Origin of the sequence: Synechococcus sp. UW86, assembly GCF_900474085.1 — a bacterium.
In the GTDB taxonomy this organism is placed as follows: Bacteria; Cyanobacteriota; Cyanobacteriia; order PCC-6307; family Cyanobiaceae; genus Parasynechococcus.
On the sequence record NZ_UCNU01000017.1, the window covers coordinates 546,563 to 560,847 of the forward strand.

General features: G+C 62.7%; 17 protein-coding genes and 1 tRNA gene. 8 read left to right on the forward strand and 10 right to left on the reverse strand.

What is annotated here, in order from left to right; genetic code table 11:
• Positions 1-10 precede the first annotated feature (10 nt).
• The 5 genes from DXY04_RS11475 (at position 11) to DXY04_RS11495 (ending at position 2,223) form a co-directional block, all read left to right on the forward strand.
• Positions 11-274 carry a hypothetical protein gene (locus DXY04_RS11475; protein ID WP_011364125.1) on the forward strand — a complete coding sequence of 88 codons (264 nt, stop codon included), beginning with the start codon at positions 11-13 and terminating at the stop codon, positions 272-274.
• Positions 275-819: 545 nt separating this feature from the next.
• Entirely contained in the window at positions 820-1,533 is a 714-nt protein-coding gene (gene msrA, locus DXY04_RS11485) for a peptide-methionine (S)-S-oxide reductase MsrA (protein ID WP_115162153.1), read from the forward strand.
• 34 nt (positions 1,534-1,567) lie between these two features.
• Positions 1,568-1,732, forward strand: coding sequence for a hypothetical protein (locus DXY04_RS12305; RefSeq protein ID WP_170951415.1), 165 nt, complete (start codon positions 1,568-1,570; stop codon positions 1,730-1,732).
• A gap of 67 nt (positions 1,733-1,799) precedes the next feature.
• The gene (locus tag DXY04_RS11490; RefSeq protein ID WP_115082475.1) at positions 1,800-2,135 is read left to right on the forward strand and encodes a hypothetical protein; all 336 of its coding nucleotides are present in this window, start codon (positions 1,800-1,802) and stop codon (positions 2,133-2,135) included.
• Between the two features lie 14 nt (positions 2,136-2,149).
• Positions 2,150-2,223: transfer RNA gene (locus DXY04_RS11495), tRNA-Pro, on the forward strand.
• 80 nt (positions 2,224-2,303) lie between these two features.
• Here the strand turns inward: DXY04_RS11495 and DXY04_RS11500 are convergent.
• The 5 genes from DXY04_RS11500 to DXY04_RS11520 form a co-directional block, all read right to left on the reverse strand.
• Positions 2,304-2,939, reverse strand: coding sequence for a Crp/Fnr family transcriptional regulator (locus DXY04_RS11500; protein WP_115162154.1), 636 nt, complete (start codon positions 2,937-2,939; stop codon positions 2,304-2,306).
• Between the two features lie 193 nt (positions 2,940-3,132).
• A complete protein-coding gene (pstS, locus tag DXY04_RS11505; RefSeq protein ID WP_115162254.1) occupies positions 3,133-4,050 on the reverse strand; it encodes a phosphate ABC transporter substrate-binding protein PstS in 918 nt (305 codons plus the stop codon).
• A gap of 233 nt (positions 4,051-4,283) precedes the next feature.
• On the reverse strand, positions 4,284-5,264 hold the full coding sequence (gene pstS, locus DXY04_RS11510) for a phosphate ABC transporter substrate-binding protein PstS (protein ID WP_115162155.1): 981 nt from the start codon (positions 5,262-5,264) through the stop codon (positions 4,284-4,286).
• A 47-nt stretch (positions 5,265-5,311) separates the two neighbouring features.
• Positions 5,312-5,581: a hypothetical protein gene (locus DXY04_RS11515; protein WP_115162156.1), complete on the reverse strand. Its 270-nt coding sequence runs from the start codon at positions 5,579-5,581 to the stop codon at positions 5,312-5,314.
• Positions 5,582-5,660: 79 nt separating this feature from the next.
• Complete coding sequence (locus DXY04_RS11520) at positions 5,661-6,503, reverse strand: 3'-5' exonuclease (protein ID WP_115162157.1); 843 nt, start codon at positions 6,501-6,503, stop codon at positions 5,661-5,663.
• 85 nt (positions 6,504-6,588) lie between these two features.
• On the opposite strand from DXY04_RS11520, the gene DXY04_RS11525 reads away from it, so the two are divergent.
• Both DXY04_RS11525 and DXY04_RS11530 read left to right on the forward strand, forming a co-directional pair.
• Complete coding sequence (locus tag DXY04_RS11525; RefSeq protein ID WP_115162158.1) at positions 6,589-7,044, forward strand: peroxiredoxin; 456 nt, start codon at positions 6,589-6,591, stop codon at positions 7,042-7,044.
• A gap of 2 nt (positions 7,045-7,046) precedes the next feature.
• Positions 7,047-7,775, forward strand: a complete 729-nt coding sequence (locus DXY04_RS11530) for a DUF1350 family protein (protein WP_115162159.1) — start codon at positions 7,047-7,049, stop codon at positions 7,773-7,775.
• On the opposite strand, the gene acs is transcribed toward DXY04_RS11530, so the two are convergent.
• Complete coding sequence (acs, locus tag DXY04_RS11535) at positions 7,765-9,738, reverse strand: acetate--CoA ligase (RefSeq protein ID WP_115162160.1); 1,974 nt, start codon at positions 9,736-9,738, stop codon at positions 7,765-7,767. The genes DXY04_RS11530 and acs overlap by 11 nt on opposite strands.
• Before the next feature lie 129 nt (positions 9,739-9,867).
• Between acs and DXY04_RS11540 the strand changes: the two genes are divergently transcribed.
• Positions 9,868-10,518, forward strand: coding sequence for an HAD family phosphatase (locus DXY04_RS11540; protein ID WP_115162161.1), 651 nt, complete (start codon positions 9,868-9,870; stop codon positions 10,516-10,518).
• Positions 10,519-10,527: 9 nt separating this feature from the next.
• Here the strand turns inward: DXY04_RS11540 and sds are convergent, their stop codons facing one another.
• Genes sds through DXY04_RS11560 form a run of 4 tightly spaced genes read right to left on the reverse strand, consistent with a single transcriptional unit; the run spans position 10,528 to position 14,252 of the window.
• Positions 10,528-11,499, reverse strand: coding sequence for a solanesyl diphosphate synthase (sds, locus tag DXY04_RS11545; RefSeq protein WP_115162162.1), 972 nt, complete (start codon positions 11,497-11,499; stop codon positions 10,528-10,530).
• Between the two features lie 37 nt (positions 11,500-11,536).
• Entirely contained in the window at positions 11,537-12,334 is a 798-nt protein-coding gene (gene murI / locus DXY04_RS11550; protein WP_115162163.1) for a glutamate racemase, read from the reverse strand.
• A complete protein-coding gene (locus DXY04_RS11555) occupies positions 12,331-13,425 on the reverse strand; it encodes an N-acetylmuramoyl-L-alanine amidase (RefSeq protein ID WP_115162164.1) in 1,095 nt (364 codons plus the stop codon). The genes murI and DXY04_RS11555 overlap by 4 nt, the downstream gene beginning before the upstream one ends.
• A gap of 5 nt (positions 13,426-13,430) precedes the next feature.
• A complete protein-coding gene (locus tag DXY04_RS11560) occupies positions 13,431-14,252 on the reverse strand; it encodes a carbon-nitrogen hydrolase family protein (protein WP_115162165.1) in 822 nt (273 codons plus the stop codon).
• Between the last annotated feature and the right edge of the window lie 33 nt (positions 14,253-14,285).

The window sequence follows — 14,285 nt, forward strand, 5'->3', positions numbered from 1 at the left end:
CTCCTTGCCTATGACCAGCGGATCCCCCTTCGCGGTGCGCTGCACGCTCACCTTTGGCGATATCTACGGACAGGTGCTGGCCTGGATGGCCGTCATTTTTGTGAGCCTGGCTGCGGGGCTTGCCCTGATGGGCTCGTCGCGACCGGTGTTTGCGCTGGTGGGAGTGGGGCTGATTTTGGTTCTCAGCCTGCCGTTTCTGCTCTTCGCCTTCGTCACAACGCTGCTGAATCACATCCAGCTCAACCCAGTTGAGGGGGAAGCCAACGCGTCTTGAGCATCCACGGCAACAAGAAACGAGAGCCTGTCAACACGTCCGGAACGGCTATCCCGCGATGGTCCCGCAGGACGAGACCACGATCCCTTGGTCGGCCATCAGCAGGAGCTGGTTCAAAGAAGTGAACCACCTGTTTTGTTTCTGAGAAACAGCTTTCGTAATCAGCAAGCCATCAATCAATGGCTTGAAATTGGTTGGTCCATCCAATTCGTCTTCTTTCTGGCCATGGCCCAGCCATCGGCACAATCTCCTCCACCCCTGATGACATTCCCAATGGTGTCAACAGTCAAATGTGCCTGACCCGCAGACTCGCCTCGAGACGGCTCAGCAACAGCGCCATTCAGGCTGAAAACCGCTGACAAACAATCAACACCTTTCTGCAGAATATTGTTCAAAGAAGAACCACTCTTCAAGACAAGCTTTGAGTCGTTCCCTTGTATCCCTCACTTGGGGAGCCATCACTGAAAGTTCACAGATGGCCCTCGACGCGGCAGCATCACTGTGCTGAATCCGCTGCCTAAGCTCTGCGGACCGACGCAACCAACATGCTTCCTTCCTGGCTGTCTCCCCGCGGCGGCGCCGAATCCTCGGCCCCGGCAACGCACGCCGTGTTGGGAACGCCGCTGAAGGCACCCCTGATGGCCGACCAGGAGGAAGCAATCTTTGCCTGTGGGTGCTTCTGGGGCGCTGAAAAAGGGTTCTGGCGACTGCCTGGGGTGGTGAGCACTGCTGTGGGGTATGCGGGAGGCCAGACCGAGCAACCCACTTACAACCAGGTCTGCTCCGGCAGAACCGGTCACACGGAAGTGGTGCGTGTGGTGTGGAGCCGACCCGCCCTCGACTTCAGCGACCTGCTGAAACTGTTCTGGGAGTGCCACGACCCCACACAGGGCAACAGGCAAGGCAACGACACCGGCAGCCAATACCGATCAGCCATCTACACGTTCAATCCGGAGCATCTGCAGCTGGCCCTGGCCAGCCGGGATTCCTATCAAGTCGCCCTCTCGGCCAAGGGCTACGGGGCCATCACCACCGAAATCCTGACGGACCAGACCTTCTATTTTGCCGAGGACTACCACCAGCAATACCTCGCCAAACCCGGCAGCCGCCCCTACTGCTCCGCGATGCCAACCCAGACGCTGCTTGGTGACTTCGAGGGGTCGAACTACAAACTCCCGAAGCAGGTCTGGGACAACTACGACTGGTCCATCAGTCACTGCGTGCTTCGATCCGACAACAGCCCAATCGCCCTGAGCTGATTCGGCCAAGATGAGGGCGGTCCCGACCCGTGTCATGCCCGAGCCCTGGTCTGATCGGCAGGTGATCCTGGCGATCGCCCTTACCTTGATTTTGGTTCTGGGCCTGATCCTCGGCAGTGTCTCCTTCCATCGAGAGCAGCAGGCTCCGATGCTGTGGCGGGAGACCCCCCAACCCACAGCAAAACCTTTGGCAATCTGACCACCGACCGGCGGGCTCGCTTCCTGTTGGTGCGATCGTGGGACAACAAGGACCCCTCCGTTCTGCGGTGAGTGAACGGCCTGATCCATCCGAGCAGCGTCAACTGCATCCCCTGCCGAGGGGGCTGGTGGAGCTCTATGGCTTGATCGCCGTTCTGGTGGTGCTCATCCCCGAATGGCTGGCGGATGGAACCCTGAATCTGGGCCAGGCCAAAGGCCCTGCTTCACTCCCTATGCGCTCGAGAGCCTGGCGCACCCTGCCCGAGCTGCGTCTGGCGGCGATGACCCTGGCTGAGCTTCGCCAGGCCGCCGCAGAACTGCGGCTGTACCACTACGGATCCGCAACGAGAGACCAGCTCACCACTCGGTTGCTCAGGCGACTCAGACGCCGGGATGCACTGTGATAACTTAAATCTGACGGGGCGTGGCGCAGCTTGGTAGCGCACCACTTTGGGGTAGTGGGGGTCGTGGGTTCAAATCCCGCCGCTCCGATTCAACCGTCTTGTTTCCCCACCTGAACATCAACACTTCAGGGATTGAGCCGGCGGTTACGCCGGCTCTTTTTTTTGCCTTCAGCGGCGGCCAGCGCCGGTCACCACCAGATGCCTGGAGGGATCAATCTGAAGCCAGCCTTCATCCCGCAACTGCCCCAACACGCGGGTCACGGTCACCCGTGTGGTGCTTAGGGCACTGGCGATCTCCTGATGGGTCAGGCGAAGGTTGACCCGCAACCCGGCCTCACAGGGTTCACCAAAGTCCTTGGCGAGCAGCTCCAAAAAGCCCCGGACCCGTTCTTCAACGCGACGCAGCCCCAGCAGGGCCAGGAGCGACTCCGCCTGGCGGTAGCGGGCGGCCATGGCCTTGGCCAAACCAAGCGCCAACTGAGGAGACTCCTCCAGCTCGGCCAGATTGCAGCAGAGCAGATCGCAATCGGTGAGCGCTACAGCCTCATAGGCCTCCACATTGGTGAATGCGGCACCGAAGGGTTCATTGGGACCCACCAGGCCAAGCACCAGCTCGTCGCCATGCACCGACAGCGCCCCGAGCTTTACCATGCCGCGCACCACAAACCAAACACTGTTCTTGAGCAGAGGAACGAAACTTCCCGCGGTGACATGAACAACATTGCGATTGTCGTAGCTGCTTTCAAGAAACGCCTTAAAACCCAGAAATGTTGAGCTCAGATCAGCCGACGGAGTGGCAAGCATTTGGAATCCCGTGAATCCAGAAAAACTGTATTGAGGACAACATCGATTCCCAACAAAGAGCTGGGAGAGATTCGGGAGAGATCCGGTTAAGAAGGCTCTAACACTGATCGCCATTCGAATCATTCAGCCCATAAAAAAAGGGCCCCGAGGGGCCCTTTGATGTTTGGTTTTGAAAAACCAATTCAAGCCAAGATCACTTGCCGATCTTGTTCACAGCGGCCTTGGACTTGGCCAGGATGTCACCCTTGAGGGGAACGAAGCCCAGGGAAGGAGCCTTGTTCTGAGCAGCGTCGCTCAGCATGTAGTTGAAGGCGTCCTGAACCACCTTGGCGTTGTCTCCGTTGCCGGTTTTGTACGCCAGAACCCAGGTGAGGGTTGCGATGGGGTAAGCGCCCTTGGCGGTGGGGTTGGGGTTCTTGCCAGCCAGGTCCTTGTCCAGGCTGATGCCATTGAGGGCCTTGGCACCCGCAGCCACAGAGGGCTTAAGGAACTCACCGGACTTGTTCTGGAGAGCAGCGGCAACCACTTTGCCCTTGATGTACGACTGGTTCACATAACCGATCGCGCCTTCACGGTTCTGGATCAGGCCAGCCACACCGGAGTTGCCCTTGGCGCCAACGCCAGCGGGCCACTTCACGGACTTACCGGTGCCGAGGGTCCAGGTCTTGGAGAAGGCCTGCATGGAGTTGGTGAAGGCCTTGGTGGTGCCAGATCCATCGGAACGGTGCACCCAGGTGAGGGTGCCGGGCTTGCAGCCGAGCTCCTTCCAGTTCTTGATCATCCCCATGGCGACCTTGACGGCCTGCTCCTGGGTGAGCTTCAGGTTGCAACCGGGCTTGTTGTAGCCGAAGGCGATGGTGCCACCCACCATCGGGATCTGAACCACACCACGGCCAACCTTGGCCATGTCCTTCTTCTTCATCGGATCATCCGATGCACCGAAGTTCACGGTCTGGTCGATGAAGGCTTTACGGCCGGAACCGGAACCCACGGCCTGGTAGTTGACCTGAGGGCCACCAGCCTTGGCTAGGTCGGCGAACCAACGCTGATAGATCTTGGCGGGGAAAGACGCACCTGCGCCATTGAGCCGTTCAGCGGCAGAAGCCGACATGCTGGCTCCGAGAGCCAGAACGGAGGAAAGGAGGAGAGCCTTTTGGGCGAAACGAGTCACAACCAGAAAGAGGACTGTTGCAACCAAGAGCTAATCGGCCGATGAACTGGGTGTCGTTAATGGAGCATTAACAAGGGTTAAAGACGGCCTAACAGTAAGAGAAAACATCAAAAAAGCCCCGGTTTGGCCATCTAAACCGGGGCATGACCGTTCACCCAATCAAGGGTTCAGGTTCAAGGCTGAACGCTCGCTATCGCACTGCGGGATTTTTCGAGGATGCTGCCCCGGAGAGGCACAAAGCCCAGGGCCGCCGCCCGCTCCTGGGTGGCGTCGTCCAGCATGTAGTTGAAGACCTTCCTCACAGCTTCAGCTTTGGCGCCATTGCCCTCGGCATAGGCCAACACCCAGGTGAGTGTTGCGATGGGGTAGGCACCAGCAGCGGAGGGGTTGGAGTTGCTGCCCGCCAGGTACCGATCAAGCTCAATGCCGTTAAGGGCTTTGGCCCCAGCCTCCACGGACGGCTTGAGGAATTCCCCGGATTTGTTCTGCAACGCGGCAGCCTGCACCTTCCCCCTGATGTACGACTGATTCACGTAGCCGATCGCACCGACCCGGTTGTCGATCACCCCGGCAACGCCCGAGTTGCCCTTGGCACCCACGCCCACCGGCCACTTCACGGATTTACCGCTGCCGAGGGTCCAATCCGGTGAAAAGGTCTGCAGTGAGTTGGTGAAGGCCTTGGTGGTGCCGGAGCCATCAGAGCGATGCACCCAGGTGATCGTGCCCGTTTCGCAGCCGAGCTCCTTCCAATCGCTGATGCGGCCGATGGCCACCTCCACAGCCTGTTGCTGGGTGAGTTGAAGCTCGCAGCCAGGCTTGTTGTATCCGAAGGCGATCGTTCCCCCCACCATCGGGATCTGAACCACCCCTTGGCTCACCTGCTTGCGGTCAGCCTCCTTGATCGGGTCGTCTGAAGCGGCGAAATCAACGGTGCCATCAATGAAAGCTTTGCGGCCGGACCCGGACCCCACCGCCTGGTAGTTCACCTTGATCCCGCCGGAGCCAGCGAGATCGGCGAACCAGCTCTGATACACCTTGGCGGGGAAGGAGGCCCCCGCCGCATTGAGGCTGGACACACTGGAACTGCCACCGCAGGCGGCAAGGCCAACAGCGAGGACGCTCAGGCTGGAGACAACCAGGGAACGATGTGCCAAAACCGTTTAAGTGATTTCATCCATCCTCCCGTGTCGTGGGTTGGCGTTCAGGTGGTGGGCACGACGGTGGATGCGACGGTGAGCCGTGTTGCCACCGAGTAACAGCGCAGCCAGCGGTTCACCCGTTTTCGGTGGGGAGCGGGAACCTCCTCAATCAACTGGCTGAGTTCATCTGCCCCCATGCGTCGGATGGCACGCACATCCACATGCCAGAGCGCTTCGGCTTCACGGATCAAACGCGCCCAGGTGCGCACCTGCTGCCATTGACGCAGGCGGGAGCGGATGGGTCGTTGATGGGGATGCAAAAAAGCCGTCATGGCTTCAGCCTGCTGCGTTCAGCAGCACTCTCTGCAAAATCACCCAGACGCTTCGGAGTGCTGAAGCAAATGCGCAGGCTCAGGCGCTGAGGCGATCGGCTTCGAGCTCAACGGGGGCGACCGGAAACTCCAGCTCAGCCACCTCACGATCGCTCAAACGACGGGTCCAGGCCCCCTTGATCGGATCGTTCCAACGGAACCCCGCTGCTTTGGCGAGGTGGCGTTCGTCGAACGACACCCGTGCACGCATCAGCTGGCGGGGTTCCAAGCCCCGCTCCAACAGCTGCTCGAGGTCGTCGCAGCGGGCGAAGACTTCCGCGATGTAGATGCAATCGCTGAGGGCGCGGTGGGCCGCCCAAACCGGAACGCCGTAGGCCAGGGCCAGGTCCCGCACCGAGGGCCGCGAACGCAGCTGACGCTCCGCCGGCCAGCGGATGTCTTCCATGGTGCACAGCCACGGTGTTGTGGTGGCCGGCACAACGCCGAGACCGAACCACTGGCGATCGAAGGCCGCGTTATGGGCCACCAGAAGATCGGCAGCTTCAAGCAGATGCTCAAACCACACCAGCGCCTCCCGCCAGGGCTGGGGCCTGCGGGTGACGGCGGCGGGGATCCGGTTGATCGCCTCTGCCGCGTTGGAGTCCACCGGCAAAAGAAACGATTGCTGGGCCAGCACCGAACGACTCGGCACATCAAACAAAATGCAGCCCAGCTCAAGGCATTGGTCCTGCTGCGGATCCAGACCGGAGGTTTCGGTGTCGATGATCAGCAGGGTGGTTGGTGAGGCCCCTGGCTCGTCCTCGGGCTGATCAGCCTTGGCCTCGGGTTCAGCGGCTGGCGGAGCAGGCAACGGCGTTGCCGCTGTTTGGGGCTCCGCCTGAGGCCTTGAAAATCCCGCAAGCAAATCGAGCTGTTCAGGCATGGCGCATTGACTCCTCCCGCCCCTGATTCTCCCGCCCCGGGCAAGGTGCCTGCTGCCTAGGGTTCAACCTCTTCATTTCAATCGAATGGCCCTCGGGATCGGCGACCGGCTCCCCTCCTTCAGCCTGGAGGATCAGAACGGCGACCTTCGCACTCCCGCTTCGGTGCAGGGCCGCTGGCTGGTGCTGTTCTTCTATCCCAAGGACGACACACCTGGCTGTACAGCTGAAGCCTGCAGCTTCCGCGACAACGCAGAGAGCTTTGCTGCCCTCGATGCAGAGGTCTGGGGCATCAGCGGCGATGACGCCGTCAGCCACCGCCGTTTCGCCAGCCGCCACAACCTCACGTTTCCGCTGCTGTGCGACCGCAACAACGCCCTGCGCCGCGAGATGGGTGTGCCCAAAGCCCTTGGCCTGCTGCCCGGTCGCGTCACCTACATCGTTGATGGCGAGGGGGTGATCCGTCACACCTTCAGCAACCTCCTGGATGGCCCGGCCCACGTGGGTGAAGCACAGCAAGTGCTGAATCAGCTGCGCGGTTGAGCATGGCCAACTGGCGTCAGCTGGGCTCGATCTGGCAACTGCGGCCGGCCGAACCCACGGGATTGATCGAATTCATCGGCGGAAGCTATCTGGCGGCCACCCCCCAGATCAGCTACCGCAGGCTGCTGGAAGAGCTGGCGGCGGATGGGTTGGCGGTGCATGCCTGGGCCTATGTGCCAGGGTTCGATCATCAACGTCAGGCCCGCGATGCCTGGAGTGCCTTCCGCTCTGCGCGTCGCCAACTTGAGGAGCGCTGCGGGACCTTTGCAGCTCCGCTGCGGCTTGGCCACAGCCTGGGATGCAAGCTTCACCTGCTAGCCCCCGATGGGGGTCGGGGCAGCAGGGCTCTGGTGGCCCTGAGCTTCAACAACTTCAACGCCGATCGCTCGATTCCCCTCCTGGGGGAACTGGCACCAAGGCTCGGGGTGGAAACCGAGTTCAGCCCAAGCCCAGCTGAAACGCTTCGCTTGATCAGCCGCCACTACCAACAGGAGCGGAACCTGGTGGTGCGCTTCGGGCGCGATGAACTGGATCAAAGCGGCGATCTGATCCAGGCGCTGCGAAAACGTGCTTCCGACGCCAGCTCAACCCTGGAGCTGCCCGGCGATCACCTCACCCCAGCCAGTGCAGGGCTGCGGCGCAGCTTTCTCGGAGACTGGGCGGATGACCCCAGGCGGGTGGCGGTCATCCGTCAGCTGAGCCGAACCATCGGCCAGGCGATCAGGCCCTGAGGCGATCCAGAACGGAACGATCTTCCAGGGTGCTGGTGTCGCCACTCACCTCCTGACCCGCCGCCAGGGCCCGCAGGATCCGGCGCATGATCTTGCCGCTGCGGGTCTTGGGAAGAGCATCACTGCATCGGATCTCATCCGGCCGGGCAATCGGACCTATTTCCGTTCCCACGTGGGCGCGCAACTCCTTCACCAGGGCGTCATCGCCTTCGCGGCCCGCCTCCAGGGTGACGAAGGCCACGATGCCTTCGCCTTTGAGGTCGTCGGGCCGACCCACGACGGCCGCCTCCGCCACCGCAGGGTGACTGACCAGCGCTGATTCAATTTCCATCGTGCCGAGACGGTGGCCTGAGACGTTGATCACGTCATCGACGCGACCCATCACCCAGAAGTAGCCATCGGCATCCCGCCGGGCACCATCCCCGGCGAAATAGAGGTAGGACCCATCGGCAGGACGGATGTACTCCCAATAGCTCTCGCGGAAGCGTTGGGGGTTGCCATGCACGGTGCGCATCATTCCCGGCCAGGGGGCACGCACCGCCAGGTAGCCGCCTTCATCGGCACCGCAGCTGTTGCCTTCCGCATCGATGATGTCGGCCTGAATGCCGGGCAGGGGCAGGGTGGCGGAGCCGGGCTTGGTGGGCGTTGCCCCCGGCAGGGGGCTGATCATCACCCCGCCGGTTTCGGTCTGCCACCAGGTGTCGACGATCGGGCAGCGGTTGCCTCCAATCACGTCGCGGTACCACATCCAGGCCTCCGGATTGATCGGTTCGCCAACGGTGCCGAGCAGGCGAAGGCTGCTCATGTCGAACTGATCCGGAACGGAGCGGCCGCTCTTCATGAACGCCCGGATTGCGGTGGGAGCCGTGTAGAAGATCGAGATCTTGTGTTTCTGGATCAACTCCCAGAAGGCACCGGGCTTGGATGGGCGCGGTGCCCCCTCGTACATCACCGTCGTGGCACCGTTCGACAAGGGGCCGTAGACGATGTAGCTGTGGCCGGTGATCCAACCCACATCGGCCGTACACCAGAAGACATCCTCATCCCGGATGTCGAAGATCCACTGGAAGGTGAGGTGGGCCCAGAGGTTGTAGCCGGCAGTGGTGTGCACAACGCCCTTGGGCTTGCCGGTGGAGCCGGAGGTGTAGAGCACGAACAGGCGGTCCTCGCTGGCCATCGGCTCAGCGGGGCAGTCGGCACTCTGACCCTCCACCAGGTCATGCCACCACTGATCACGACCGGAAACCATCTCAACGTCCTGCTTGGTGCGCTGCACCACAAGCACGCCGGCCACCGAGGGGCAGGCGCCATTGGCCAGCGCCGCATCCACCGCGGGCTTGAGGGACACCGGCTTGTCCTTGCGGAAGCCGCCATCAGCGGTGATCACCGCTTTCACTTCACCATCGTTGAGACGGTCCCTCAGGGCTTCGGCGGAAAAGCCACCGAACACCACTGAATGGGGAGCACCAATGCGGGCGCAGGCGAGCATGGCGATCGCCGCCTCAGGCACCATCGGCATGTAGAGCGCCACAAGGTCACCCTTGCCGATGCCCATGGCCTTGAGGCCATTGGCGGCTTTGCACACCTCGGCATGCAGTTCCTGGTAAGTGAACCGGCGCACATCACCCGGTTCTCCTTCCCAGATCAACGCTGTCTTCTGCGCCGTTGGCCCATCGAGATGACGGTCCAGGCAGTTGTAGGAGAGGTTGGTGGTGCCGCCCTCAAACCAACGCGCGAACGGGGGATTCGACCAATCGAGCACGGTGTGGAAGGGCTCGAACCAATGCAGTTCTCGACGGGCGGCCTCACCCCAGAACGCATCAGGATCGTTTTTGGCGGCATCGGCCATGGCCCGGTAGGCCTCGAGGCTGCCGATGCGCGCTTTGGCGGAGGTGTCTGCTGGCGGCTCGAACACCCGCTGCTCCTGCAGCACGCTTTCGATGGTGGTGTTGGCGTCGGTCACAGCAGACTGCGCAGTGCTTCTCCTGGAAGGGTAAGGAGCAGGGCCCCGCTTGATCCAGGTCCCGTATCAATCCGTCGGACGATGATGCAGTCGATGCGAAAGGATTGAGCTGGGCATCGCCATCCAGGGATGAAACTGCCACCTGCCGCTTGCCTGTTCGATCTGGATGGGCTTCTGCTCGACACCGAGCCGCTGCATGGCCGGGGCTGGTGGGAAGCCGCGGCCCACTTCGGCACCCAGCTGAGCGAGGCCCAGTTGATGCAGCTGAAGGGCCGTCGCCGGCTCGACTGTGCGGCCCAGGTGAATGCATGGCTGGCGAAACCGGTGGGCGCAGATGCCCTGTTGGCGGTGCAGCAGCCGATCGTGCGTGCCCTGCTTCCGGATGCTGCCCCGATGCCTGCCGCGCAGGAGCTGGTGGCGCATTGCCACAACCGGGGCATCCCCATGGCACTGGTCACCAGCAGCAGCCGCGAGGCCGTTGCGTTCAAGGCAGCCCCTCATCCCTGGCTGGAGCTGATTCAGGAACGGGTCTATGGCGACGATCCCGAGCTCAACGCGGGCAAACCCGACCCCGCACCCTTTCGGCTTGCTGCCCACCGGTTGGGGCTCAACCCAAGCAACTGCTGGGCCTTGGAGGATTCCCAGGCCGGCAGCCAATCGGCCCTTGGCGCTGGGTGTCAGGTCTGGCTGGTGAGCCCCAAGGGCTCCGACCAACCCGACCTGGAGACCAACCCCTGTGCCATCAACAGCCTGGCTGTTGTGTGGAGGCTGTTGACTTGAAGTCGCTGCTCAGTACAGGCGGCTGAGGACAAAGTCCGGCAGTTCCATCAAGGCGCGTTGCGCCGCAGACTCCGGCAACCAAGCGATCGATTCCCGGGATTCGCGGGCAAAGGTTTCCGCCAGCTCACGGGTGCGTTCAATTGCCTTGGAGGCCCGCACCATCTCCAGAGCCTTGTCCAGGTCACCGGGCTCGGAGAACTGGCGATCGATCAACGGCTGCAGCGATGGATGCTCCTCAAGGGCATAGAAGGTGGGAGCCGTGAGATAGCCGCTGGCGAGATCACTGGCAGCCGGCTTGCCGAGCTGCTGGTCGCTCCCGGTGAAATCGAGAATGTCGTCCACCACCTGGAAGGCCAGGCCCAATTGGCGACCGAATTGATAAAGGCTGTCGAGCTGGGAAGGCGAACAGCCGGTGAGCACTCCTGCGGCACGGCAGCTGTTGGCAATCAGAGATGCCGTCTTGCAGTAGCTCTTTTCGAGGTAGGTCTCAAAGGTTTGGGCCGTGTCGAAGCGGTAGAGGCTCTGCTTCACCTCCCCATCCGCGAGATCCATGATCACGCGGCTGAGCAGCTTGACCACATCGAGGTCATCGAGATTGGCAAGGTGCCAGCTGGCCTGAGCGAAGAGGAAGTCGCCGGCAAGAACGGCAACGCGGGCATCGAACCGGCTGTGAACCGTGTCCACCCCGCGCCGGGTGGAAGCCTCATCCACCACATCGTCGTGAACGAGCGATGCCGTGTGGATCATTTCAGTGATCTCAGCCAGGCGGCGGTGGCGGGGCGTGAGCTCTCCCTGAGGGGACAGGGCCCGCGACAGAAGCAGAACGATGCCGGGGCGCAACCGCTTGCCACCGGCGCTGAACAGATGCTCGGCAGCGGCCTGGAGGATGGGGTGACCTGCCCCGATCAGGCTGCGCAGGTCTCCGAGCAGGGTTTCAAGATCTGTCTCTACCGGTTGGAGTAGCTCGGTAACGGTGCTCATGACTCCCCTCGGCGCCGCGATCCTAGTGGTCCCACGCTCAGTCCTGCAGCAGCTGAAGGCTGACGGCAGGCCGCTGGCCCAGCCAGGGGGTGGCGCGCACAGCGAAGCCATCGGGGTCTGCGGTGACGCAGAAGCGGCAGCTCTCCAGGGAAAAGGGCCTTGAGGCCGGCGAGATGCGTACCGGTGGCCCCAGAACGGCATCCAGTTGACGGGCCACGCCGATGGCCGGGTCAATGATCTGGACCGACTCCGGCAGCAGCTGACGCAACAGCGGCACCAATAACGGGTAATGGGTGCAACCCAGAACGAGCGAGTCCACGGAGGCTGCCAGCAGGGGTTCCAGATAGGCCTGGGCCGCACGACGCAGGTCGTCGCTGTTCATCTCGCCGGCTTCGATCAAAGGCACAAAGGCAGGACAGGCCTGCTCGATCACCACCGAGCCGGGATGAAGCGCTTCGATGCTGGCCCGGTAGGCCGAGGAGGCCACGGTGGCTGGTGTGGCCAGCACGCCAACACGGCGCGTTTCCACCATCGCGGCGGCGGCGCCGATCAGACCGATCACCGGCACCCCGGCCTGGCCCTCGGCCACATCCCTCGCCAGGGCATTGGTGGTGTTGCAGGCCATCACCACCGTGGAGACCTGTTGGCCGCGCAACCAACCCACCACTTCTGCGGCAATGCGCCGGATGTCATCCGGTTGACGGTTGCCATAGGGAACCCGGGCCGTGTCACCGAGGTAGACGCAGGGCACCGGTCCATGGCGTTCAAGCACCCGACGAAGAACCGTCAGGCCACCGAGGCCGCTGTCGAAGAACCCCAGCAGTTGCTTCGTCATCGCACCTCCTGCTTGAGGTAGTTGAGGATGCCGGCCGCCAGAGCCAAGGCCAGGCGGCGGCGATGGTCGGCCTTGGCCAGACGCGGCGCATCAATCGCCCCGGTGACGAATCCCATCTCCACCAGAGCAGAAGGCATGGTGCTGCGCCGGATCACAAAGAAGCGACCACGTCTGACGCCGCGGTTCGGTGTTCCAGGGGACACATCCATCATCTGTTGCTGCAGATAGGACGCGAGGCGTCCAGAACGGGGGTCCGAGAAGAAGAACGTCTCGATCCCGTTCACATCCGGGCGGTTCATGCTCAGGGCATTGGCATGAATGCTCACGAAGGCCGTGGCCCCACTGCGGTTTGCCAGGGACACCCGCGGCGGCAGGTCCACATCCACTTCACGGGTGCGGGTCAAGCGCACATCCACGCCCCTCGCCCGCAGAAGGTCGGCCACCTGCAGCGACACATCCAAAACCACGTCGGTCTCGCGCAGACCGCCGATGCCGATGGCCCCCGGATCAGGCCCCCCATGACCGGGGTCGATCACGATGCGATAACGGTTGCGGGGCACGGTGGGCAGCCCGGAAGGATCCACCGGCGTGCGGGTGGGACGGAATCCACCCGGTGGGAGCCAGGCCGTGGCACGACCGCTGAGGTCGCCTTCACCGAAATCATCCAAGCCGCGGGTGGGCAGGCCTGTGAACACCAGTTCCCAACGGTCCGGAGCGGTTCCGCGCAGGCGCAGATCGTTGGGGTTGAGATCCACATCAGGGCGGAATTCCACCACCAGACGGGTGGCACCCGCGCGGGGTTTGCCCAGCCGGATCTCACGGACGGCACCGCGTCCCGCCAGGCGCCGCGGGAATCTCAGCTCACCTGGTATGTCAATCCAGACCCTGGTGCCGCGGCCATCGCTGGCGGCCTGAAAAAACGCCTCCAAGCGAGCGTTCCGGCTGGTGCGCAGCTTGAGAACCCCCTCCTCGGTAAAGGCCCAGGCGGCCAAGGCACTGGCGGCTCGGGCAGGCAACGCCTGGGTGAAGGCCGTGCACTGCAGAGCTGCGGCCAAAAGCCAGGCCATCCGTCGGGACGAGGCCGGAGCCATGGAGCTCAGAACAGCGTGGGTTGGCGGTGCCGAAGGCTCGGCATCTGACCCCGAACATGACCGAGGTGGTTGGTGTTCACCGGAGCAATGGCGGCTCCCGCCAAGACACCCGCATCCGCGAGGACCGTTCCCCAGGGATCAATCACCAGGGCGTGTCCATGACTCTGACGGCGACCGTGGTGGACACCGGTCTGAGCCGGAGCGAGGACATAGGCCGTGTTTTCAATGGACCTGGCCTGCAGAAGCACCTGCCAGTGGTCTTTTCCGGTGAAGGCCGTGAATGCCGCAGGAATCATCAACAGGTCTGCGCCGGCACCGACGAGATGGCGATAGAGCTCAGGAAACCGCACGTCGTAGCAAATGGACAGCCCCACCTTGCAGAGACCAGGAACCTCAACAACCGGAGGCAGATCCCTGCCTGGGTTCACCGTTGCCGACTCGCGGTAGGTGTTGCCGTCCGGCAGGTCGACATCGAAGAGGTGAATCTTGTCGTAACGGCCCAGAAGCATGCCGTCACGGTCGACAAGCTCAGCGCGGTTCAGGGTTCGCGATCCGTCACCCACCGGCACAGGAAAGCCACCACCCAGCAGCGCCACCTGATAGCGACGCGCCATGGTCACCAGGAAGCGACTGCTCTGCTCCGCCAGGGTGGGAGCCAGCTCCAGGCGCCGGCTGTCTTCGCCCATAAAGGCGAAATTCTCCGGCAGACCGATCAGCTCGGCACCACGGCGGGCAGCCAGATCGATCTGCTCTTCAGCTGCATTGAAGTTGAGCTCCGGGTCCTGACCGCTCGTCAGCTGGACAGCAGCCGCCAGGAAGTCGCTCACATGCAGTAATCAGGTGAGCGAACTTTAGTGAGG